Source organism: Aeromonas sp. s7(2024), from assembly GCF_040907825.1.
Taxonomy (GTDB): domain Bacteria; phylum Pseudomonadota; class Gammaproteobacteria; order Enterobacterales; family Aeromonadaceae; genus Aeromonas; species Aeromonas veronii.
Genome location: NZ_JBFOCM010000023.1, coordinates 1 through 23,290, shown reverse-complemented (window position 1 = coordinate 23,290; position 23,290 = coordinate 1). Strand labels below are relative to the sequence as shown.

General features: G+C 58.3%; 20 protein-coding genes and 1 pseudogene. 13 read left to right on the top strand and 8 right to left on the bottom strand.

What is annotated here, in order from left to right:
* Positions 1–176 precede the first annotated feature (176 nt).
* From cra to AB5Y73_RS09770, 5 genes are all read left to right on the top strand, one after another.
* A complete protein-coding gene (gene cra / locus AB5Y73_RS09790; protein ID WP_162895346.1) occupies positions 177–1,163 on the top strand; it encodes a catabolite repressor/activator in 987 nt (328 codons plus the stop codon).
* A 557-nt stretch (positions 1,164–1,720) separates the two neighbouring features.
* Complete coding sequence (locus AB5Y73_RS09785) at positions 1,721–2,914, top strand: aromatic amino acid transport family protein (protein WP_107682937.1); 1,194 nt, start codon at positions 1,721–1,723, stop codon at positions 2,912–2,914.
* A gap of 253 nt (positions 2,915–3,167) precedes the next feature.
* Positions 3,168–3,725, top strand: a complete 558-nt coding sequence (locus tag AB5Y73_RS09780; protein ID WP_107682936.1) for a hypothetical protein — start codon at positions 3,168–3,170, stop codon at positions 3,723–3,725.
* A 220-nt stretch (positions 3,726–3,945) separates the two neighbouring features.
* On the top strand, positions 3,946–4,332 hold the full coding sequence (locus AB5Y73_RS09775) for an MAPEG family protein (RefSeq protein ID WP_107682935.1): 387 nt from the start codon (positions 3,946–3,948) through the stop codon (positions 4,330–4,332).
* Positions 4,333–4,448: 116 nt separating this feature from the next.
* Positions 4,449–5,099 (top strand): hypothetical protein, encoded by a 651-nt coding sequence (locus AB5Y73_RS09770; protein WP_107682934.1) that lies wholly within the window; start codon positions 4,449–4,451, stop codon positions 5,097–5,099.
* A 119-nt stretch (positions 5,100–5,218) separates the two neighbouring features.
* Here AB5Y73_RS09770 and AB5Y73_RS09765 read toward each other — a convergent pair whose 3' ends face one another.
* The gene (locus AB5Y73_RS09765; RefSeq protein WP_005333194.1) at positions 5,219–6,619 is read right to left on the bottom strand and encodes a DEAD/DEAH box helicase; all 1,401 of its coding nucleotides are present in this window, start codon (positions 6,617–6,619) and stop codon (positions 5,219–5,221) included.
* 349 nt (positions 6,620–6,968) lie between these two features.
* Here AB5Y73_RS09765 and AB5Y73_RS09760 point away from each other — a divergent pair, with 349 nt between their 5' ends.
* The gene (locus AB5Y73_RS09760; RefSeq protein ID WP_107682933.1) at positions 6,969–7,799 is read left to right on the top strand and encodes an ABC transporter substrate-binding protein; all 831 of its coding nucleotides are present in this window, start codon (positions 6,969–6,971) and stop codon (positions 7,797–7,799) included.
* Between the two features lie 111 nt (positions 7,800–7,910).
* Here AB5Y73_RS09760 and aroC read toward each other — a convergent pair whose 3' ends face one another.
* Together aroC and prmB are read right to left on the bottom strand one after the other, a co-directional pair.
* Positions 7,911–8,999, bottom strand: a complete 1,089-nt coding sequence (gene aroC / locus AB5Y73_RS09755; protein WP_107682932.1) for a chorismate synthase — start codon at positions 8,997–8,999, stop codon at positions 7,911–7,913.
* Between the two features lie 12 nt (positions 9,000–9,011).
* The gene (gene prmB / locus AB5Y73_RS09750) at positions 9,012–9,947 is read right to left on the bottom strand and encodes a 50S ribosomal protein L3 N(5)-glutamine methyltransferase (RefSeq protein ID WP_107683130.1); all 936 of its coding nucleotides are present in this window, start codon (positions 9,945–9,947) and stop codon (positions 9,012–9,014) included.
* Between the two features lie 82 nt (positions 9,948–10,029).
* Here prmB and smrB point away from each other — a divergent pair, with 82 nt between their 5' ends.
* Entirely contained in the window at positions 10,030–10,554 is a 525-nt protein-coding gene (gene smrB, locus AB5Y73_RS09745) for an endonuclease SmrB (protein ID WP_005333198.1), read from the top strand.
* A 57-nt stretch (positions 10,555–10,611) separates the two neighbouring features.
* Positions 10,612–11,907 (top strand): diguanylate cyclase, encoded by a 1,296-nt coding sequence (locus tag AB5Y73_RS09740; RefSeq protein ID WP_123173034.1) that lies wholly within the window; start codon positions 10,612–10,614, stop codon positions 11,905–11,907.
* Between the two features lie 133 nt (positions 11,908–12,040).
* Here AB5Y73_RS09740 and AB5Y73_RS09735 read toward each other — a convergent pair whose 3' ends face one another.
* The 4 genes from AB5Y73_RS09735 to AB5Y73_RS09720 all read right to left on the bottom strand — a co-directional run bounded on the left by AB5Y73_RS09735 (position 12,041) and on the right by AB5Y73_RS09720 (position 16,522).
* Positions 12,041–12,649: a histidine phosphatase family protein gene (locus tag AB5Y73_RS09735; RefSeq protein ID WP_123173033.1), complete on the bottom strand. Its 609-nt coding sequence runs from the start codon at positions 12,647–12,649 to the stop codon at positions 12,041–12,043.
* A 31-nt stretch (positions 12,650–12,680) separates the two neighbouring features.
* A complete protein-coding gene (locus AB5Y73_RS09730; RefSeq protein ID WP_019445125.1) occupies positions 12,681–13,067 on the bottom strand; it encodes a GFA family protein in 387 nt (128 codons plus the stop codon).
* A gap of 463 nt (positions 13,068–13,530) precedes the next feature.
* Positions 13,531–14,994, bottom strand: coding sequence for a chitinase (locus AB5Y73_RS09725; RefSeq protein WP_181497300.1), 1,464 nt, complete (start codon positions 14,992–14,994; stop codon positions 13,531–13,533).
* A gap of 307 nt (positions 14,995–15,301) precedes the next feature.
* Entirely contained in the window at positions 15,302–16,522 is a 1,221-nt protein-coding gene (locus tag AB5Y73_RS09720; RefSeq protein ID WP_107682930.1) for a methyltransferase, read from the bottom strand.
* Between the two features lie 181 nt (positions 16,523–16,703).
* On the opposite strand from AB5Y73_RS09720, the gene AB5Y73_RS09715 reads away from it, so the two are divergent.
* The gene (locus tag AB5Y73_RS09715; RefSeq protein WP_107682929.1) at positions 16,704–17,282 is read left to right on the top strand and encodes an alkylphosphonate utilization protein; all 579 of its coding nucleotides are present in this window, start codon (positions 16,704–16,706) and stop codon (positions 17,280–17,282) included.
* A gap of 206 nt (positions 17,283–17,488) precedes the next feature.
* Here the strand turns inward: AB5Y73_RS09715 and AB5Y73_RS09710 are convergent, their stop codons facing one another.
* Positions 17,489–19,015: a fumarate hydratase gene (locus AB5Y73_RS09710; RefSeq protein ID WP_005351759.1), complete on the bottom strand. Its 1,527-nt coding sequence runs from the start codon at positions 19,013–19,015 to the stop codon at positions 17,489–17,491.
* A 294-nt stretch (positions 19,016–19,309) separates the two neighbouring features.
* On the opposite strand from AB5Y73_RS09710, the gene pabB reads away from it, so the two are divergent.
* The 4 genes and pseudogenes from pabB to AB5Y73_RS09690 form a co-directional block, all read left to right on the top strand.
* Positions 19,310–20,593 (top strand): aminodeoxychorismate synthase component I, encoded by a 1,284-nt coding sequence (gene pabB, locus AB5Y73_RS09705; protein WP_234829683.1) that lies wholly within the window; start codon positions 19,310–19,312, stop codon positions 20,591–20,593.
* A gap of 42 nt (positions 20,594–20,635) precedes the next feature.
* Positions 20,636–21,202, top strand: a complete 567-nt coding sequence (locus tag AB5Y73_RS09700) for a CoA pyrophosphatase (RefSeq protein ID WP_118853805.1) — start codon at positions 20,636–20,638, stop codon at positions 21,200–21,202.
* A gap of 216 nt (positions 21,203–21,418) precedes the next feature.
* Positions 21,419–22,717: a serine/threonine transporter gene (locus AB5Y73_RS09695; protein WP_118853804.1), complete on the top strand. Its 1,299-nt coding sequence runs from the start codon at positions 21,419–21,421 to the stop codon at positions 22,715–22,717.
* Between the two features lie 116 nt (positions 22,718–22,833).
* Positions 22,834–23,290: pseudogene (locus AB5Y73_RS09690) on the top strand (IS3 family transposase); the annotation flags it as partial.

Here is a 23,290-nt window from a genome sequence, read left to right as displayed (position 1 = left end):
CTGGGTCTCTTCGTTGCTGACAGGCTGAATCGTTTCACTTACACTCAGACTGAATCGTTTCAGCGAATTGATCAAGTACCCACAAAGAGTGCTTTTCAATGATATGATCCCGCGCACACTTTTCGGTGCCCTCACCCGGCAGTGACCGTGGGTCTTGCAACTCAAACAGAGCCAATATGATGAAACTGGATGAAATCGCCGCCCTCGCCGGTGTCTCGCGCACCACGGCAAGCTATGTGATCAATGGCAAGGCCGACCAATACCGCATCAGTCAGGCCACCCGCGACAAGGTGATGGCCGTTGTCACCGCCCACAACTACCAGCCGGACAGCCGTGCCGCCTCCCTGCGCGGCGGTCAGACCAGGACCCTCGGCTTTATCCTGCCCGACCTTGAGAACGCCAGTTACGCCAAGCTGGCCAAGCGGCTGGAGCAGGGGGCGCGGGCGCAGGGATATCAGCTGCTGATCGTCTGCTCGGAAGATGATCCCGCCACCGAAAAAGAGCTGGCCCAGATGCTGGTGAGCCGCCATGTGGATGCCCTGCTGGTGGCCAGCTGCCTGCCGCCGGACGACCCCTTCTACGGTAAATTGCAGGCGCAAGGCAGCCAGATCCTCGCCATCGACCGGGCGATGGCCGCCGACAAGTTCGTCACCGTCGCCAGTGAAAACGAGAAAGCGAGCTTTGATCTCACCAGCTCCCTGCTTACCCCGACCTTGCGCCATATCGCCTTGATCACCGCGCTGCCAGCACTCACGATCAGTCAGGAGCGCAAAGCCGGTTTCGAGCAGGCGGTCGCCAGTCACAGCGCGGCTCGCCATCTGTGCGAGGGGGATCACTTCTCCCGTCTTGAGGGGTATCGCCTGATCAAAGATCTGCACCAGCAGCTGGGTCAACTGCCCGAAGCGCTGATCACTACCTCCTATATCCTGATGGAGGGGGTACTCGACTACCTGTTGGAGCAAGAGATCGATATGAGCCAGCTCGCCATGGCCACCTTCGGGGACGATCGGCTACTTGACTTCCTCCCCTTTGGCATCAACTCCCTGCCCCAGCAGCACGACGCGCTGGCGAGCCAGGCGCTGGATCTGGCGCTTAAGGCGGTGAATGGCGACTACCAGAGCGGGCTGCACTATGTGAGCCGCACCCTCAAGCGCCGTCGCTAACCTGACCGTTGCAGACCCGATTTGCTGTCAATGGGTGGGTAAAGCGAACAGATGACAATAAGGCTGCCAGGATTGGCAGCCTTATTGTTTTCCCCACAACCCTACCCGCCCGCTTTGCTTTCTCTACCGTCTGCCCGACTAAACAACCGGCCTCCACACTCCTTTCACCCCGCAACTAAACGCCAATGCCACGACAAGGCACTCCCCCATGCGTGCTGCAACCACTTGGCTGACCTGTATCAATAGCCCCTGCCAGTCATTTTTTCGGTGCCTTTTTCTGCAATTAGCCATCACTGTCATCATTTATTTCCACTTGTTGCCACCAGCCAGCACAAGATCCGCATAAAAGGGGTTGTTTCCGCTATTTTGATCCGCTAACGTGGCAACCATCTTTTACAACTGACAGGTTTTAGGTACAGATGTTCCCGTTCCGATATTGCTAGCCTCCGGCCCTATCACCGGAGGCACCTTCTGATAACGCCAATTGGCCCCCTCTTGTTGACGTCACTGCTGACATCGCCTGTTTGCACTGACACCGCTACGTTCGGATGGATAACATGAATACCAAAACTCTGGGTTGTACCCTGTTGATTGCCGGTACCACCATAGGTGCCGGCATGCTGGCCCTGCCGCTGGCCTCCTCCTCCCTCGGCGGCCCCGCCACCCTGATGTTGATGGTCGGCCTCTGGGCCCTGATGGCCTTCACCGCCATGCTGCAAGTAGAGGCAAGCCTCAACACCGGCAAGTGGTACCTGCACCAGCTGGCGGATCATCTGCTCGGCCCCTGGGGCAAGCGCATCGCCTCCTTCTGTATCCTGATGCTGTTCTACTCGCTGGCCTCCGCCTACATCAGCGGTGGTAGCAGCCTGCTGGCACAGGCGCTGGCCGATGCAGGCATGACCCTCAGCCAAGAGCAGGCCGCTTGGGCCTTTACCCTGCTGTTTGGCGGCATGGTCTGTGTCGGCACCCGCTCGGTGGATTACCTCAACCGGCTGATGTTCACCGTCAAACTGGTGATCATGGTGGTGGTGCTGGCGTTGCTGCTACCACGCACCGAAGGGCAGCATCTGCTCTCGATGCCGCTGGGTCAGGGCCTGTTGCTGGCGGGCCTGCCGGTCATCTTCACCTCGTTCGGCTTTCACGGCTCCATTCCGAGCGTGATGCTCTACCTCGGTGACTGCCCCAAGCAGTTGCGTCGGGTCTTTGTCTGGGGCTCAGCCCTGCCGCTGATCCTCTACGTGCTGTGGCAGGTGGCGATCCTCGGTCTGCTCGGCCAGCAAGCCCTGCTGCAAACCGGCGGCGCGCTGGACAGCCTGCTGGCCAACGTCGGCAAGCTGGTGAGCTGGCCTGCGTTTAATCAGGCGATGCACCTGTTTGCCGATCTGGCACTCGCCACCTCCTTCCTCGGGGTAACGCTGGGGCTGTTCGACTTTATGGCCAAGGCAACCCGCCGCAAGGACAACTGGCAGGGCCGCACTCAGACTGGCCTCATCACCTTCGTGCCGCCATTGCTGTTTGCCCTCTACTTCCCGCAGGGCTTTATCATGGCCCTCGGCTACGCAGCCATTGCGCTGGCGATCCTCGCGGTACTGCTGCCGGTGGCGCTGGTGTGGCAGAGCCGCAAACAGGCGCCTGCCCACCACTACCGCGCCCCGGGTGGCGTAGTGGCGCTTGGAGTGGCCGCCGCCATGGGCGTGCTGATCGTCGGCGTCCAGATCAGCGTCAGCCTTGGAATGCTGCCAGCGCTGTAATCCCCGATACTGAATGCCCCAAATAGCAAAGCCCCGCCAATTAACTTGGCGGGGCTTTTTGTTGGAAAAGAAATCAAGTTGGATACAGGCATCCGCCATTAATTAAGAGAGCGCCCCTTACCAAACAAACACCCAAACCTTCAGCTATATACCGACCTTTTTACTACCCAACCCTGAATAATCAGTTCAAAAACCGTTCATGCCCCTTCGCTACACTGCCCGCTCGTTTATCGCTATCAGGAGTTAGAAAACAATGATGTTGCACCTCAAGAAGAGCACCCTTGCCCTCGTCCTGCTTGCCGCCAGCGGCGCACTCAGCGCAGCCGAAATCGCCAACAACAATATTACCGAGGCGGAGATCAAGGCCGCGCAGGATGGTTGGGGCGCGGCGCTCATCAAGATCAGCGATGACTATCGCGCCGGTGGGATTGAGCGCGCCAAGGCGACCGCCGAGTCGGTGCTCGACAGCGCTTATGGCTACCAGCAGGGGTCGGTGCTGTTCAAACCCACCCTTGCCGGTGGCGAGCAGACCTTTCGCACCAACCGCGAGGGGGCGCTGGCCTACTTTGTCGGCAACAACAGCGCCTATCCGGCCGATAGCGGCTTTGCCCTGAAAAACTGGCAGAGCTATCGCTATGACAATGCCGCCGTCTATATCAATGGCGACATGGCGCTGACCATGGGCAAGGTACATCTGGTGGATCGCGACAACAAGGAGACCACTGTCGACAAGACCTGGGGTTTCAAGAAGGGAGATGATGGCAAGGTGCGCATCGTGCTGCACCACTCCTCCCTCCCTTACGAGGGGTAATGGCGGGGCTCTGCCCACCATCAACACGGTCAAAAAACAGCCATGCCACTTCGGCAGGGCTGTTTGTTTTGCGCCTGCGCTGGGCCGATGGCGAGTGAGTGGATGACAGTCGTGCTAAGGCAGTTTGCTGCTACCCTCAAGGCAAGCCATTGAGATGCCGAGCAATATCGCGTCTCGGAACACCAGCCACTCGTTATCATCACACAAGGAGCCAGATACCATGACCATACTGCCTGTTTACGCGGCCCTGCTCGCGCTGCTTTTTGTGTTGCTGAGCATTCGTACCATTCGCACCCGCCATAGCCGCAAGGTGGCGCTGGGGCATGGCGATGACCCCGCCATGTTGCGCGCCATGCGGGTACACGCCAACTTTGCCGAGTATGTCCCCCTCGCCCTGCTGCTGGTCTATTTCGTTGAAACCGGCAGCCATGCCCCCTGGCTGGTTCATTTGCTGGGGAGCGCCTTGCTGCTTGGCCGCCTCTGCCATGCATTTGGCATGAGCCGCACGCCGGAGAACTTCCGTTATCGGGTTGTGGGAATGGGGCTGACCTTCACTGTGATCCTGGTGAGCGCGGCCCATATCCTGATCACGGCGCTGCTCCCCTGACCCGGCCGTCACGAATAGCTGGCGAAGCGGTCTGGCAGCCATCCCTATCGGCTATTCTTCACTGCACAGATAGTCGCAACAGTGCTGCTTAAATAAGCCCGATTCAGGAGTGCGATATGAAGTGGATTGGCTGGTTACTGCTTGTCGGGCTGACTCCCGTTGCCCACGCAACCCCGCTGAAGCTGGCGGCAGCGGTCGAACACACTGCGATATTGCGCCCTTTTATTCATGACTGGTTTGGCCGGGCCGGCATCGACTTTCAGTTGATCCCCTGCACTTATGCCCGCTGCGAAAAGTTGATTGAGGCAGATCATGCCGTCGATGGCGATATGGCCCGGATCAAGGGCTTTGATCAGACCTATCCCCACTTGCTGCAGATCGGTGCCCCCATCTCAGAGGTGGCGATTTATAGTCAGCCAAGGGATAACCCGAGCTGGCCCCCTGCCAAGGGTACCGTGATTGGCTGCCTGCGTGGCATCCAGTGGTGCGAGCGCTTCCTCGGCAACTATCAGGTCATCTGGTTGAACGATGAGAAGCAAGGGCTTGCCCAACTGCATCGAGGCAAAGTGGACTGGCTCATCAAGATGCGCCCTGCCTCTCAACCTGCACTGGCGTCCCCCTGGCAGAAGATCACCAAAGAGCAGGTCTTTCTCTATCTCGATAAAAAGCACCGGGCGGAAATTGCAGCCCTGCTCAAGGTACAGCTGGCGTTTATCAATAACGGCCGCTGGCTGGCGATGCAAAAGCAGTACCTCTCCGCCATCTAGCGTTGCTCTCGCTGCACCACACAGTGCCGATTGCATGTCTGAAAAAACAAAAAGCCCTGCCAGATTGGCAGGGCTTTTTCAGTCAACCGCATAGCTGGGGAGTCAAGCTCCCGAGCCGCTTACTGGTTGTGGGTAGAGCGACGTGGACGACGGGCCTGAGCCGGTTTGCCAGCGCCATCAGCCGGACGCTGACCACCTTGCGGCTTGGGCTTGCCACCGTTACCGGTACGTGCACCACCCGCATTGCCATTGGAGGCGGAACGACCGGCACCTTGACGCTGGCCTTGACCTTGCGGACGCGGCGCACGGCGCTGCTCGCTCGGATCGCGGGGCTCTTTGCGCAGCGGCGCACCGATACCACGGGCGATGTTGTCGAGGGTCTCGCGGGAGGCTTCAAAACCGGCTACCTGCTCGCACGGGATGTTCTGCTTGGTCAGACGCTCGATCGCCTTGATAAGCTTCCCTTCATCGGCAGCCACCAGCGAGATGGCGTGACCGGCAGCACCGGCACGACCGGTACGACCGATGCGGTGAACGTAATCTTCCGCCACGTTCGGCAACTCGAAGTTGACCACTTGCGGCAGCTTGTCGATGTCAAGACCACGGGCGGCGATGTCGGTCGCCACCAGCACCTTGACGCTACCATCCTTGAAGCCGGCCAGTGCGCGAGTACGGGCACCCTGGCTCTTGTTACCGTGGATGGCGGCGGCGCTGACGCCGTTCTTGTCGAGGGTTTCGGCAACGCGGTTGGCCATATGCTTGGTACGGGTGAACACCAGTACCTGCTGCCAGTTGTTGCTGGTGACCAGATGGCTCAGCAGCGCGATCTTGTTGGCCTTGTCGCACGGATGCACCAACTGCTCGATACGCTCGGCAGTACTGTTGCGCGGGGCCACTTCGATCACCGCCGGGTTATCCAGCAGACCGGTGGCCAGTTCGCGGATCTCGTCGGCGAAGGTGGCGGAGAAGAGCAGGTTCTGACGCTTCTTCGGCATCAGGGCCAGGATGCGGCGGATGTCGCGAATAAAGCCCATGTCGAGCATGCGATCCGCTTCGTCCAGTACCAGGATTTCCACCTCGTCAAACTTGACGGCGTTCTGGTTGTAAAGATCCATCAGGCGGCCAGGACAGGCCACCAGCACGTCCAGACCACGGCGAGTCGCCATCATCTGCGGATTGATGCTGACGCCGCCGAACACCACGTGGCTGCGCATCGGCAGGTGTTTGCCGTAGTTACGCACGCTCTCGCCCACCTGGGCGGCCAGCTCGCGAGTCGGGGTCAGCACCAGCGCACGAATGCGGTTCGGAGAAACCTTGCGCTTGCTCTCCATCAGACGTTGCAGCATCGGCAGGGTAAAGCCTGCGGTCTTGCCGGTCCCTGTTTGGGCCGCCGCCATCAGATCGCGGCCAGCCAGAACGGCGGGGATCGCTTGCTGCTGAATGGGAGACGGGGTGTCGTAGCCTTGTTCGGCAACGGCACGCAACAAGGGTTCGGCCAGACCGAGGGAAGTAAAACTCATAATTACCTGCTAGAGATAGGGGCGCCGGGGATTTGTGGTGGGGCTCCTCTGCTGAGCCGATGCCATCTCACAAGATCTGGGCCTATTGAGAAAACAACGATTTCCCCGGGGAGCAGAGCAAAGGGGAAAGAATAGAGGCGCAGTCTAACGGAGTTGCCCGGGATAAACGAGAAAAATGTGATGTTCCTCCCAGCACGAACAGAAAATCCCCCACCCCCCCCCCCGAATAATCCCGTTGATTGATGTAGCACGCACCACACTATTAACTGGCAACACAATATCAGCCCTCGCAGGCATGGCTCGCAGGGCAAAAGCACGGGATAAAAGAACACAATAACGAGGTTTAGCTATGACCACGCCATATCGTCCCCGCGGCAGCTGGCAGGCAAGGATTGGCCTGCTGCTTCTGCTGCTAAGCCCTGTGCTGCAGGCCAGTCAGACCCTGACCGTGGCCTGGAGCCACTGGCCCCCCTTCAGCCAAATCAACAACCGGGGTGAGCTGGATGGGCTGGATGTCAGCCTGACCCGCCAGATCCTCACCCAGGCGGGCTTTGCCCCCAAGTATCGCGAACTTCCCTGGGCGCGGGCACTGCATCTGGTAGAACACGATCAGCTGGATGTGGCGATGGCCGCCCTCCCTCTGCCGGAGCGCCAGAGTTATGCCCGCTTCTCGACCCCCTACCGCCAGAGTGCCTATGTGCTGCTGAGCAATGACCCGATTCCCGGCCATCAGGATCGCTGGGCGCAGCTCGATAATCTGCCCGCGCTGTGCAACGAGAAAGGGCTCAAGATAGGCAAGTTGCGCGGCACCCGCCCCATGCATCAGATGGATAGCTGCCCGGCGCTTAAAATGGCGACCGAATACAACGCCGATGAGCGGATGATCGATCTGCTGCTGGCCCGCCGCCTCGATGGCATCATCATGGAGTGGCAATATGCCCGCTACCGGCTGGCCCAGCTGGGGGCCGAAGAGTTTATCAGCTGCCAGCTGTTGCTACACCACCAGCCGGTCAGCCTGATGTTTGCCAAAAACAGCGTGAGCGAAGAACAGATCCTCAAAGTCAACGAGGCCATTCATGCCTTGCCCAAACCCCACAACAAGTTCTCGCCCCCCAGGTGTCGCCTCAATGCCGATCCGGGCGCCGCGGATCTGCTGACCCGCACTCTCCGCAAGCATTGACGGGATAAGCCGCCACCTGAAATAGCAAAGGCGACCCGAAGGTCGCCTTTTTGGTATTGTCGAACTTGTTCCCCGAACAGGGAGCGCTCAGTCGATAAGCAGCAACAGGGATCAGCGCAGCTGCGGGGTATGGGTCAACACCCCCTGGTTCTGGGCGCGATGACGCAGCAGGTGATCCATCAACACCAGCGCCAGCATGGCTTCGGCGATGGGCACGGCGCGAATGCCGACACAAGGATCGTGACGGCCCTTGGTGATCATCTCGATTGCCTCGCCTTCGGTATTGATGGTCTTGCCCGGCACAGTGATGCTGGAAGTCGGTTTGAGCGCCATGCTTACCACGATATCCTGGCCTGACGAGATCCCACCCAGAATGCCGCCCGCATGGTTGCTGGCAAAGCCCACCGGGGTCATCTCGTCGCGATGCTCGGAGCCTTTTTGCTCCACTACCGCAAAGCCGTCACCGATCTCAACCCCTTTCACCGCATTGATGCCCATCATGGCATGGGCAATGTCGGCGTCGAGACGGTCAAACACCGGCTCACCCAGGCCCACCGGCACATTGCGCGCAATGACCTGCACCTTGGCACCGATACTGTTGCCCTCTTTTTTCAAGTCGCGCATGTATTGATCGAGCTCTTCCAGCTTGCCCGCATCGGGGAAGAAGAAGGGATTCTGCTCGATCTGCGCCGCGTCAAACGCCTCAGCCTTGATGGGGCCGAGCTGGGAGAGAAAACCGGTGATCTCGATGCCATGCACCTGTTTCAGGTACTTCTTGGCGATCGCACCCGCCGCTACCCGCATCGCGGTTTCGCGGGCGGAGGAGCGACCACCGCCGCGATAGTCCCGCTGACCATACTTCTGGTGGTAGGTGTAGTCAGCGTGACCCGGCCGGAACAGATCCTTGATGTCGGAGTAATCCTTGGAGCGCTGATCGGTATTCTCGATGAGCAGTCCGATGGAGGTGCCGGTGGTCTTGCCCTCGAACACCCCGGAGAGGATCTTCACCTCGTCCGGCTCGCGGCGCGGCGTGGTGTAGCGGGAGGTACCGGGCTTGCGCCGATCCAGATCCCCCTGCAGATCCGCTTCGCTTATCTCCAGCCCCGGCGGGCAACCATCGACCACGGCCCCCAGCGCCAGGCCGTGGCTCTCGCCAAAGGTAGTGACCCGAAAGAGTTGACCAAAACTGTTCCCTGCCATGCGCGCTCCTGCTTAGTTCTTGTAGATGGCGAAATGATCCTGATACTGCACCAGCTCGTCACGGGTCATCACAAAGACGCCATGACCGCCGTTTTCGAATTCAACCCAGGTAAAGAGGATCTCGGGGAACTGGGCTTCCAGATGGATCATGCTGTTGCCCACTTCGACCACCAGCACGCCGTTATCCTTGAGGAAATCTGCCGCATGGGCCAGCAGACGCTTGGTCAGCTTGAGACCATCGGAGCCGGACGCCAGCGCCAGCTCGGGCTCGTGACGGAACTCGTCTGGCAGATCCGACATATCTTCGGAGTCCACATAGGGCGGGTTGGAGACGATGAGATCGTACTTGTCGCCCGCCGGCAGATCGCGGAACAGGTCAGAACGGATCGGAATGACCTGCTGCTCCAGCCCGTGATCGTTGATATTGCGCTCGGCAACGTTCAGCGCATCGATGCTGATGTCGATGGCATCGACTTCCGCTTCCGGGAACTCGTGGGCCATGATGATGGCGATGCAACCGGAGCCGGTGCACAAGTCCATGATCCGGGTCGGTTCATGTTTGAGGAAGGGCGCGAAACGGTTGGCAACCATCTCGGCAATGGGGGAACGGGGAATGAGCACCCGCTCGTCCACGTAGAACTCCCAACCGGCATACCAGGCCTTGTTGGTCAGGTAGGCGGCCGGTACCCGCTCCTGTACGCGGCGGATAATCAGTTCTGCGATACGGTGACGCTCGCTGCTGGTGAGACGGGAGTGGCGCATCGCCGGGTCTACATCCGGTGGCAGATGTAACGCGGGCAGTACCAGCTGCACAGCTTCATCCCAGGCGTTGTCGGTTCCATGACCGTAAAAAATCCCGGCGTCGTTGAAACGACTCATGGCCCAACGCAACATGTCCTGGATGGTGTGCATCTCGGCAACCACCTCATCGATAAATATCTTGTCCAAATCCACCTCCAAGTCGAGTAATATCCGGCCCGAGCCCCGTTTACGTTGCGGGCAAGACGCATACCTAATACATGAGCATCTGATGAAAAAAACGCCCTCACCGACAGACGAGGAAACCCTGCTGTTCCGCGATGCGATAAAAGGTACCCGGAAAATCAAGCAAGATACCATAAGGGCCGAGTTACGCCCGGTCAAGCAGAAACGCGAATTGCGCGAAACCCGCGAAAAGCTTGGGGTTGACCACTATTTCAGCGATGAGTATCAGCCCCATCTCGACGATGATGGGCCGACCCGTTACGTGCGGGAAGATGTGTCAAAATTCGAGCTGAAAAAGCTCAAGCGAGGCATTTATCCGCCGGAGATCTATCTCGATCTGCACGGCATGAATCAGCAGCAGGCAAAACAGGAGCTGGCCGCCCTGCTCACCCTCTGCCAGAAAGAGAACATTCACGTCGCCTCGGTGATGCACGGCATCGGCAAACATATTCTCAAGCAGCGCATTCCCAGCTGGCTGGCCCAGCACCCCAATGTGCGCGCCTTCCATCAGGCCCCCCGCGAATGGGGCGGCGACAGCGCCATTCTGGTGTTGCTGGATATCGAAGAGTAGTTAGCCAAACGACCACACTATACTGAATATCAATATGTTATTCGCCGTGGAGGTCGCATGTTTACACAGGGTTCCCATGCCGACATAAAGTCATCTCTCGACGCCATCGGCGCTGCCGTAGCGGTGTTCAGCCTCGACAAGGATGATCACTTTGTGCTGGTCTCTGCCAACGATACCTTTGCCAAGGCGTTCGAGCTGGATGTCCTTGGCAGCATTGGCAAACAGCTGAGCGAGATGTTTCCCCGCTACATCACCAATACCATCGAGCCGCCAATGCACGAATGTGTGCGCATGCAGACCGGGCTCGAGAGCGAGCTGCCCATCGACAGCCTCTCGCGCACCAGTTGGTGGCGCTTTATTCTCTCCCCGATCATCCCCGAGCAGACACGGATCAACCGGATCATCGTCACCGCCATCGACATCACCGCCAGGATGCAGCTGGAAGAGGCGCTCACCACCAGTCGCCGTCGCTTCGAGGCAGTGGTCAACTCCGCCTATGACGGCATCATCAGTGTCAGCAGCGAGTCACGCATCGAGCTTATCAACACAGCCGCCTGCGAGATGTTCGGCATCGACGAAAGCTATCTCGGCAAGCGGCTGGAAACCCTGCTTCCCCAGCGTTTTCGCGCCAATCACGAGACCTATTTCAAAGCCTTCAGCAGCTCCCCCATCAATTCGCGCCCGATGCATGCCCGCGCCTCGGTGATGGGGCTGCGCCGCGATGGCAGCGAATTTCCGCTGGAGGTGACCATCGCCAAGATCAATCTGGGCCCGACCACCGAGATGACCGCCATCTTGCGGGATATCTCGGAGCGAGCCCGACTGGTGGAGGAGTTGAAGGTTGCCGCTACCACGGATCCCCTCACCGGCATTGCCAACCGGCGCCGCTTCAACGAGCTGGTCAACGCCGAGATGCAGCGCTGCCAGCGTTTCGGCCATACCATGAGCCTGCTGCTGATCGATATCGACCACTTCAAGGAAGTCAACGACACCTTTGGCCATCAGCAGGGGGATTTGGCGATCCTGAGTCTGGTGAAACGGATCAGCAAACAGCTGCGGGAGGTGGACATGCTGGGTCGCTGGGGTGGCGAAGAGTTTATCGTGCTGCTGCCGGAAACCTCCCTCGAGCTCGCCTGGGCCAGCGCCGAGCGGATCAGGCTCGCCATCGAATCCCAGCACCATGCACTGGACGGGGCTCTTGAGATCTCCCTCACCATCAGTATCGGGATCAGCGCCAGCAAGGGCAGCCATGACACTGTAGAGAAGATGGTTAGACGAGCCGACACCGCCCTCTATCTGGCCAAAAAGCAGGGGCGCAACTGCTGCCGCAAAGAGGAGCAGGAGCCGACTTAAGGACGCACGCCCCTGCCCTCTGGTGACACTGCTAACCTGTGCCTGCAGAGATAGCCAACCGCAGCGAACACAATAAAGCAGCGCGACTCTCTTCAGTAGCGCTGCTTTATTCGTTCTGCCTTTGGTGCACTCTTCAATCACCACCATCAAGAGGACGGCTAAAGCGCAGTGGACCACCATCAGCCAGAGAGAGCCTCACCGACAGCATGCCGCCGTTGGGCAATTGCCACTCGAAGAAGTCATCAAATCCGGCAATCGTTACGGCGCGGATCACCTTGGCGACGACACCATGCGCCACCAGTAGTATCCGTTCCCCTTGCATGGTCGAAGCAAGTTCCGTGAGTCCCTGCGAGACTCGGGCAATCACCTCATCAATGGTTTCACCACCGGGAGGAGCTTCAGCCCAGCGCCGGGTGATATTGCGCGCCCACAGTTCGGGATAGCGTGTTCTTGCCTCTACCTGCGTCAGCCCTTCAAACTGACCGACATCCCGCTCACGAAAGGCTGGCACAAGCTCCACAGGCAATCCCAACTGGCGAGACAAGATGGCAGCGCTCTCCCTTGTTCGCAGTAGGGGAGATGCCAGCAACCGATCAAACGGCTGCTGTGCCACAGCCACCTTCTCAGCCAGACTAGAGATCTGGTGCACGCCATCGTCATTGAGCCCGATATCCAACGCGCCCTGATAACGCCCTTCCGCATTGGCCTGCGTCTCGCCATGGCGGATAACTACCAGCTCCATGTCAACCTCCCTTGTTGGGGCTACCTTGGTTTTACTTCCCTTTGCGATAACGGGGATGCTCGTCCTGGATCGACAACCAAGGCAGCTGGCTGTCGGTATGGATGTGATAGGTTGGCGCAACAGCCTCTGGATTATCGAGAGAGGCGATAGCCAACGTGAGATAGTCAGGGTACTGGGTGCTGCGATACGTGAGGGTGGAGCCACACTCGGCGCAAAATCCCCGTCGGATAAAATCTGAAGACGCATACTCGGTCGGTTTGCCGCATAACCACTGCACCTGTTCGGCGTGAAAGTCCATCCAGGCCCCGACCGGTGCCCCCGTGGTGCGCTGGCAATCCCGACAGTGACAAAAATCGGCCGCAAAAGGTGCAGTCAGCATCTCATAACGGATCGCCCCGCAATGACAACCCCCCTTCATCTCGCCCCCTCGTTGCAATGTTGCACAAGCCAAAGAGATTACCAATATAAACCGGCCGTTTACATCTATTTTCTCAAGGGAATAAGCGACAATGTACCGAGATAAAGCTGAGTGATATAGCAAGACCTCACCATTTCAGGTGATAAATGACAGTTTACCAATAGAGAAGATACTCCTCATATTCGCTATGAGATGTTTCATTTTATGGTGGAAAATGAATTCGCAAGTAGCGCACTACACTCATCATAAGACGCTAGTTTATGGGGGCTAACGAACCTGAATATAAATTTCATTCTTAACTTTGCTTCAACACTATTTAAATTTTCAGATAGAAACTCACCTTATCAGTTAGAACATAAGCACCATTAAAAATACAAGATAATATTCAATGATGCACTGTTGATAATTAACGAGGAGAAGGAGTTATCCACCCTCTCCTCTTTGGGAGTGAAATTACGCCATCTTATTTGGCAGGAACTACAACCCAGGGGCCGCCTTTGGCGGGATCATCCCCCTGTGTCCACCATTTGGCCTGATAGACGGCACCCTTGTAACTCACCTTGCTGCCCGCGGTGTAGACCTTGGTCGCTTCCCAAGCCGGGTTGCCACCGATGGGGGGGTCACTCGGATCGACCGGCGGCGGGGTCAGTTTGTCTACGACCCGCACTTTCGGCCAGTTGGCGTGGGAGCCGTAGAAGTTGGTCACGCATTTCTGGTAATCGCCTGGCACCAGCGCCGAGTAGGCGGTCTGGAAGCCCACCAGCTCGCACTCGAAGGAGTAGCCGCCTGGGCGATCCGGATAGTATTTCCAGTTGCCATCCCAGTTGGTGTAGAGCACGTCGGTAGCGCCGTTAAGATTGAGGCTGCCATAGGGAGTCTGCTGCCAGCAGGTGTTCTTCTCATCCGCCTTGATCGGGATCTGGTAGTGGTTGGCCAGCCCTTCCCAGTAGCGGATGCGATTGACCGGCTGCCCCTTGTCCTTGTTCTGCTCGCCACACTCGATGCCGCCGTTGATGACGTTGATGGTGGTACCGAAGCCATAGCCGATACCGGCGTCAGCTTCCCGTTTGGAGGGTACCCAGGTACGATCAATCACGTGCAGCATGGCCGGTTTCGGGGCCTGCGGGGTGAGGAAAAACCAGATGGCAGAAGCGAGGTTGAGCCATGAGTCCGCCACCAGCCCCGGGTTGTTGAGCAGCACGGAGGCATCACCATCGAACATCGCCTCGGAGAAGGCGCCGTAGTTGAAGTGGTAAGAAAGCTGCTTGGCGCCGCGGCCGAAATACCCCTGACCCGTGCTGCAAGGCCACTTCTTGTTCTGCCAGTCGTTCTGGCCACAGCCGGTGGTATAACCGGTCTGTCCCTCTGACCAGCCCATCTCCCGCACATGCACCAGCGCCTGTTGCCACTCCTCCAGCCCCAGCGGGTTATCGGAGACGTTCTCCTTGGCAATATGGCCACCGGTCTCCTGTGAAAAGTGGGCAAAGGCCGTCACAATAGATTTTTTACAGATCGCATCAGAATCACGCCCGTCAGTATATTCGCCACAGAACGCAGGGAATTTACCGATGGCTCGCAAGAAGCGGACATAAGTATATTCCGGTGCTGCCATCTGGGTTAAATATTCCCATTCAGATTGGGGAAATACCCGTTCAACCCGTTTTACGTTGTCAGGATTGCTTGCCAGACCCGGTTCAATGGCATCAACGATTTTATTTGACCGGGTCGCCAATGCCTTGGCCCATATTGCATACATGGGATTGGCCGTCTTGGCTTTTTCCACGGCGGCCAGATCCGGGGCCGCAATCACATATCCTCCCGCATTTTGCGGATCGGGTTGAATATTCATGGCTGCACTCATTGCGGCATAGCTTGGCAATGTGCAGGTGGCAGCGATCAGCCAGGCACAACGCTTGGGTTTGAACATGTTTATCGTCCTTGTTTGAATTAATGCGTTCCAAGAGTAGGTGTTCCAATAACTAAATTCACGATGAGAATTAAGAAATAAGCAAAATTTGTGAGCCATTTCACCTTGTGATATTCAGTACAACTGAAACAAAGAAAAAGAACCCAAACGAAAACGCCAGAGCGTGATTTGTCACCCATTTTTAGAATAGTTGAGACGGCCAGGTGACCTGCCATACGGTCATTGTTCGTGATGAAAAAAATGGCTGACAGGCTCAACCTGTCAGCCATCATCAATGTTCAAGAGAAATGCTCAAAATCGCCGGATGTCAGACACGCACGGCACGGATCAGGATATTGCGCGGGGTCATGGGTTTGGCACAAAACTCCCCCACTTCGACCCGATAACCCTGCTCTTGCAAAAAGAGCGCGCGATCCAGCGCCAGCCAGATCTCGAGGGGACGGCGAAACAAATGACGCACCAGCTCCATGCGGGCGACATCACCAAAGCGGCGCTCCCCGTGTTCCAACCAGGCGGGATAGTCGAGCCCTGTTGGCAGCACAATCCCTTTGCGCTCGGCAGCCCAGCCGCAGAATGCCTCAAACGTGCCGGTCAGCAGGCTCTTTTGCATATTGGGCACCGGCAGATACTCATCCACCCCGCGCACCTGACGCTGCAGGCAGTCAAACCCGAGCCGCCACACCACTTCCTGCTCGCGCAGGCGGGCGATCCGCGCGCCACCGGTCACCGTCTCCTGTAGCGGCAACTTGAGATCCGCCTTGCTCAACACCAGCTCGCTGGCGTTGGCCGCCACCGACAGCGGGCGATAGTAGCTGCTGCGGATCAGGTGGTAACAACAGGGAGAGATGGTCACTCCGCGGGCACTGCGCTCGGCCACCCGCTCCAGCAGATGGGTGTGCAGCTCGCCGCAGGCATGGAGTGCCATGACATGATGTTCGGGAGCGATCAGCACCGCCGATTCGGGGGCAAAGGCATCGGCGCAGGTAAAGGTCATATTGGCGCCATCCCGCTCGGCCAGCAGCCGACCTTCGTCACAAAGCTGATCTTGCAGCTCCAGACTGAGGATCGGAGCCTGTCGATGAATTGATACCAGCCGCCCAAGGTGGCCCTTGCCGGCACACCACTCCAGATAGGGGCCCTGATGGGCAGGCAAACAGGCGGTGAACGACTCGATCTGGGCCTGCTTGCGCCCCGGCATATGCAGCGCCATCTCCTTGCTGCAGGTGATGGGCTCCGGGGTAAACGGGGCAAGCTGGCTGAGTTGCTGCAGCTCGGCTCCCTCGGCAATCCAGGGGGCAAGAAGACTGCTGAGAGCATCCATATCCGCATCGAGCTCTGCCAATTGGCCGAGCGTCAGCCCATTGAGCAACGCCGCCAGTTCGGGCGCCTCATCGGCAAAGGCCATGGTCAAATGATGATATGGCTGATATTGCCACCAGCGTCGGTAGCGGGTGAGCAGTCGATCCAGGTGTTGAAAACGTTGAGCCAGCACGAATGCCCCTGCCTTACAGTCAAAAAGGAGGCTCATTCTAGCGATCCCGCTTCAAATTGCACTCTCAATACCTGACGATCTGTGCCGCAGAACAGCCCCCACCCTGTGAGCCAGGGCAGACCTGACAAAGTGCGGGGTTTTATGCTATATTCCGCCCCCTCTTTCACGCGCCCCGCCCAACGCGGGTCGCTTTACCACTAGCTATGGGACCAACAACATGACCATCAACGCCATTCTGCAAGCGCGCGCGGGCGCCAAGTGTGAACTGTGCAGCGCCGAGCAGGCGCTGACCGCCTTCGTGGTGCCTCACTCCCCCGCCAGCGACGATGATCACAGCGTTGCTATCTGTGACACCTGCCGTGGTCAGCTGGAACAACCGGATACCCTGGTGGTCAACCACTGGCGTTGCCTGAGTGACAGCATGTGGAGCCAGGTGCCTGCGGTGCAGGTGATGGCATGGCGCCAGCTCAAAGCTCTCTCCGGCAAGGGTGAGGTGTGGGCTCAGGATCTGCTGGACATGATGTACATGGAAGACGAAGCCAAGGCCTGGGCTGAAGCTGGTATTGCTGACGAAGATGATGACAGCGTACCGACAGTTGACTCCAATGGCGCCATGCTGCAAGAGGGCGACTCCGTTACCCTGATCAAGGATCTGGACGTGAAAGGCGCCGGTTTCACCGCCAAGCGCGGCACCCTGGTCAAGGGCATCCGTCTGACCAACAACCCGCTCCATATCGAAGGCAAGGTCAACGGCGTGCAGATCGTACTGGTTGCGGCCTACCTGAAAAAGGCCTAAAGCCAAGGGCGATTGCTCTGCTGTCTACTACCAGAGCACATGCACAACGAAAAAGGATGGCGTCACGCCATCCTTTTTTATACCCGCTTGCCGCAAACGGCCAACCTGAGCCCATCACAGGCCAGCCAAAGCAACAAGGCGCATCCGGATGGACGCGCCTTGTTTACATGGCCGATGCCGTTTTAACCGACAGCGGAAACGGTCACTCAGGAGGAGAGTTTGCCGTCCAGCTCGGCAATCTTGGCCGACCAGTAGGCAGGGCCGGTTTCATGGATGTTGTTACCTTCGGAGTCGACCGCAACAGTCACCGGCATATCTTCCACTTCAAACTCGTAGATCGCTTCCATGCCGAGATCGGCAAAGGCTACCACGCGCGCCTTCTTGATAGCCTTGGCCACCAGATAGGCTGCGCCACCGACGGCCATCAGATAGACGGCCTTGTGTTGCTTGATGCTCTCGACGGTTTTCGGGCCACGCTCGGATTTGCCGATCATTCCGATCAGGCCGGTTTCACCCAGCATCATGTCGGTGAACTTGTCCATCCGGGTAGAGGTGGTGGGGCCAGCCGGGCCAACTACTTCGTCGCGCACCGCATCGACCGGGCCAACGTAATAGATAAAGCGGTTGGTGAAATCGACCCCTTCCGGCAGCCCTTCGCCATTTTTCAGCATGTCGGCGATACGCTTGTGGGCGGCGTCACGACCGGTGAGGATCTTGCCGGAGAGCAGCACGGTATCACCGCTCTTCCAGCTGGCCAGCTCGGCCTTGGTGATGCCATCAACGTTGACGCGGCGAACGTTGCCACCCGCTTCACGGGTGATCTCCGGCCAGTCGCTCAGTTTCGGCGGGGTCAGCTCGGCGGGCCCTGAGCCATCCAGCTCGAAGTGAACGTGGCGGGTCGCGGCGCAGTTGGGGATCATCACCACCGGCTTGGAGGCGGCATGAGTCGGCGCAGATTTCACCTTCACATCCAGCACGGTAGTGAGGCCGCCCAGACCCTGGGCACCGATCCCCAGCTTGTTGACCTTGTCGTAAAGCTCGACCCGCAGCTTCTCTTCGGTGGTTTGCGGGCCACGGGCAATCAGCTCCTGAATGTCGATGTGCTCCATCAGGGCCTCTTTGGCCAGCACCGCCGCTTTCTCGGCGGTACCGCCGATGCCGATGCCCAGCATGCCGGGCGGGCACCAGCCTGCGCCCATGGTCGGCACGGTTTTCAGCACCCACTCGACGATATCGTCAGAGGGGTTGAGCATCACCATCTTGGATTTGTTCTCGGAGCCGCCGCCTTTGGCCGCGATGCTCACTTCCACCTTGTTGCCGGGGATCATGTCGATATGCACCACGGCAGGGGCGTTGTCTTTGGTGTTTTTGCGACTGCCAGCCGGATCGGCCAGCACGGAGGCGCGCAGCGGGTTGTCAGGATTGGTGTAGGCACGACGGGTCCCTTCGTCCACCATCTCCTGCACTGTCATGTCACTGTCCCACTGGACCTGCATGCCGATCTTGACGAAACAGGTCACGATGCCGGTGTCCTGGCAGAGCGGACGATGACCTTCGGCGGACATGCGGGAGTTGATCAGGATCTGGGCCAGCGCATCTTTGGCGGCCGGGTTGGCCTCGCGGTCATACGCCGCTTTGGCAGCCTGAACAAAATCCAACGGGTGGTAATAGGAGATGTACTGGAGGGCATCTGCGATAGAATCGATGAAATCCTGTTTTTTTATAATGCTCATATCATCCTCACTGGTCCTTGTCTCTGCCACGGAGCAGGGCAAGGGCTTCCATATGATGGGCCGTGCTGACGTGCTGGCTAAAAACTATCAACCAACAAAAAACGAACGACACGGCAGTTTTTTCTTAAGTCACCGACACCTATGATACGCTTGCCCACCAGCACCGACTAGGGTTCGGGAACCAAACTGTTGCCTGTGTAACATAAAATGACGCCAACACTTCATATCCATCATCTAGACCATAGTGCTGAACTCCATCAGCTTTTTGCCCGCCTGCAACATCAGCCGTGGGCCATGTTGCTGGAATCGGCGGGGCCACTCGGCGCTGATAACGGCTTTGATATCATCACTGCCGATCCGCTGGCGACCCTCGAAACCCGCGGCCAGGTCACCACTCTCACCTGGCATGGTAAGAGCAGCGAACACAGCGAAGATCCCCTCGCCCTGCTGGCCCATATCCAGCAACAGCTGCTGGGGGAGCTCAAACTGTGCGCCACTCACCTGCCCTTTATTGGCGGCGCCCTCGGCCTGTTTGGCTATGATCTGGGCCGCCGCTTCGAACGTCTTCCCGTACAGGCAACCGCCGATATCGCGGTGCCAGACATGGCAGTGGGCATCTACGACTGGGCGCTGCTGCGCAATGTGGCGACCGGCGACTGGCAGCTGGTGCACTGGGGGGATAAAGCAGGCCTTGCCAACCGGCTGGCCTGGCTTGAACAGCAGCAGGCCAAACCGGCCCCCGCTTTTGCCTTGCTGGGGGCGTGGCAGAGCAATATGAGCCGCGCCGAGTATGGCGAGAAGTTTGCCCGCATTCAGGAATACCTCGCTGCGGGTGATTGCTATCAGATCAACCTGACCCAGCGTTTCAGCGCCCCCTATCAGGGGGATGAGTGGCAGGCCTATTGCCTGCTGGCAACCGCCAACAAGGCCCCCTTCTCTGCCTTTATCCGCCTGCCGGAGAGCGCGCTGCTGAGCCTCTCTCCCGAGCGGTTCCTGCTGCTCGATGGCCGTCATATCGAAACCAAACCCATCAAAGGCACTCGCCCTCGCCACCCCGATCCTGCCACCGATCAGCAAGTCGCGCTGGAGCTGGCGCAGGCGAACAAGGACAGATCAGAGAATCTGATGATCGTTGATCTGCTGCGCAACGACATCGGTCGGGTCAGCCGGCTGGGCTCGGTCAGCGTGCCTCATCTCTTTGCGGTGGAGTCGTTTCCGGCGGTACATCATCTGGTCTCCACCATCCACGGTGAGCTGGATGCACGCTGGCAAGGGGTCGATCTGCTACGGGCCTGTTTCCCGGGTGGCTCCATCACCGGCGCCCCCAAGATCCGCGCCATGGAGATCATCGAAGAGCTGGAGCCCCAGCGCCGTAATGCCTATTGCGGCAGCATCGGCTACCTCAGCCAGCATGGCCGGATGGATACCAGCATCTGCATTCGTACCCTGATCGCCGAAGCGGGTCGCCTGCACTGCTGGGCCGGTGGGGGCATCATCGCCGACTCCGACGCCGACAGCGAATATCAGGAGACCTATGACAAGGTCGCCCGCATCCTGCCGCCGCTGTCGGCGCTGTAACCCTCCCCACTGTCAGGCCAACGCACAGGAGAGCTCCCCGCCATGGATCGCCACGAACTGCTGACCCGCTTCCAGTTGCAGCGACCCGCCCCGGCCCATCGCCTCGCCATTGGCGGGCTCAGTCCGGCTGCGGTGTTGATCCCGGTGGTGATGCGCGATGAGGGACTCAGCGTGTTATTGACCCGGCGCAGCCCCCGGCTGCGTCATCATGGAGGGCAGATCAGCTTCCCCGGCGGGCGACAGGATCCCGGCGACGAGAACCTGATGGCCACGGCGCTGCGGGAGACCGAAGAGGAGCTCGGCATTCCGGCACAGCTGATTGAAGTGATCGGCACCCTCAACCCGCTCAATACAGTGTCACGATTCGAGGTGCTGCCGGTGCTGGGGCTGCTCGATGGTAACTATCCCCTCATCCTGAGTCCGGATGAGGTGGATCACGCCTTTGAAGTGCCGCTGACCCATCTGCTGGATCGGCGCAACCACATCCCCCTGACCCTTTCCAGAGGGGGGAAAGCACACACTATCTACTGGATCCCCTGGCAACAGCACTTTATCTGGGGGGCTACCGCCAGCATGATCAACCAGCTAGCCCAGCATCTCGCAAAATAACAATTTACTTACATTTGGCTGGGCGAGATTTAATCATTAACACTAAAATAACGTGCCAATTGATAAACAATAATTGAATTTTTCTTGTTTTGATCACATTTCCATAAGAAAGTGCGGTTTTTCGTGCCGTAAAGATGAATTTGATCAACATTTTTGATTAGAAAAACCGTATCCTTGCGCCGACTTAATAAGAACCACACATTCGGGGTGAGATAGATGTCAAACACAGTCACTGGCACGCAGGGAGTTGCGGCGTCAACAGAGCAAGGGATCTGCTCTACTCAAACCACTCGTTGGGAAAAACGCGACTCTACCTGGGTCATCAGTCTGTTCGGGACCGCGGTTGGCGCGGGGATCCTGTTCCTGCCGATCAACGCGGGTATGGGCGGTTTCTGGCCGCTGGTCGTCATGGCGCTGCTGGTAGGTCCCATGACCTATCTGGCACACCGTGGTCTGGCCCGCTTCGTGCTCTCCTCCAAAAAGCCAAATGCAGACATCACCGAAGTGGTGGAAGAGCACTTTGGCGTGGGTGCCGGTAAATTAATCACCCTGCTCTACTTCTTCGCCATCTACCCCATCGTGCTGATCTATGGCGTGGGTATCACCAACACCGTGGAAAGCTTTATGGTCAATCAGCTGCAGATGAGTGCCCCACCGCGCTGGATCCTCTCCATCGTGCTGATCATGGGCATGATGTCGGTGATGCTGGCCGGTGAAAAGCTGATGCTGAAAGTGACCGAGCTGCTGGTTTATCCGTTGATCGCCATTCTGGCCGGTATCTCTTTGTACCTGATCCCGGACTGGACCGGTGCCGCGCTGGAACAAGTGCCCTCTGCCAAGGATTTCGCCACTACCCTGTGGCTGACCATCCCGGTACTGGTTTTCTCCTTCAACCACAGCCCGGCCATCTCCAGCTTCTCCCTGGCCCAGCGCCGCGACCACGGTGATCAGGCTGTCGAGAAAGCCGATGCCATCCTCAAGCGTACCGCCATGGTGCTGCTGGGCTTCGTGATGTTCTTCGTCTTCTCCTGCGTCATGAGCCTGACACCGGCCCAGCTGGCAGAAGCCAAGGCCCAGAACATCGCCGTGCTCTCCTATCTGGCCAACCAGCATGCCAGCCCCATCATCTCCTACTTCGGTCCGCTGGTTGCGTTCGTCGCCATCGTCTCCTCCTTCTTCGGCCACTATCTGGGTGCCCGTGAAGGTCTGAAAGGGATGATCGTGCAGAACATGCGCAAGTCAGGCAAAGAGCCGAACGCCAAGAAAGTCGAGATGTTCATCATCGCCTTCTTCATCCTGACCCTGTGGGGCACTGCCATTGCCAACCCCTCCATCTTGGGCATGATTGAATCCTTGGGCGGCCCGATCATCGCTACCATCCTGTTCATCATGCCGATGTACGCCATCAAGCGCGTACCGGCCATGGCGAAGTATCAGGGTCATATCAGCAACGTATTTGTCTCTGTGATGGGGATGATCGCCATCTCCGCCATCCTCTATCAGCTGGTCGGTTAATCCCCTACCTGCCGCTGATAGCAAAAAGCCAGCCGAACACTCGGCTGGCTTTTTTTATTGCGTTGTCCCGTCCTGAATATGGTTTACACCTTTCCCCCCAATAAATGGAGAGCCCGATGGGACAAGGTGTGAAACGGACACAGCGCGATTACTCGCTGACTTTTAAACTGGCACTGGTCGAGAAGATTGAAAAAGGCGAGCTCACCTACAAACAGGCTCAGGTGCGTTATGGCATTCAGGGCCGCTCCACCGTTCTGGTATGGTTGCGTAAACATGGTCGGCAAGATTGGAGCCAGGGGGCTTCTGTACGTGCCGGCAGGAGCATCACCATGCCTGACCCCGACAACCAGACGTCCGAACAGCGCATCAAGGAACTCGAGCAACAGCTGACGCTGATGAGCCAGAAGGCCCAGTTCTTTGAGGCCGTCGTCGATGTACTGAAGAATGACTACGGCGTCTCCATCGTAAAAAAGCGACCCGGCAAGTCGAGAGGCTGACCATTGTCAGGGCTTGCCTGTTTCTGGGGATAAGCCGGCAGGCTTACTACAAGCGCAATCGGGTCGCCGACGAGCG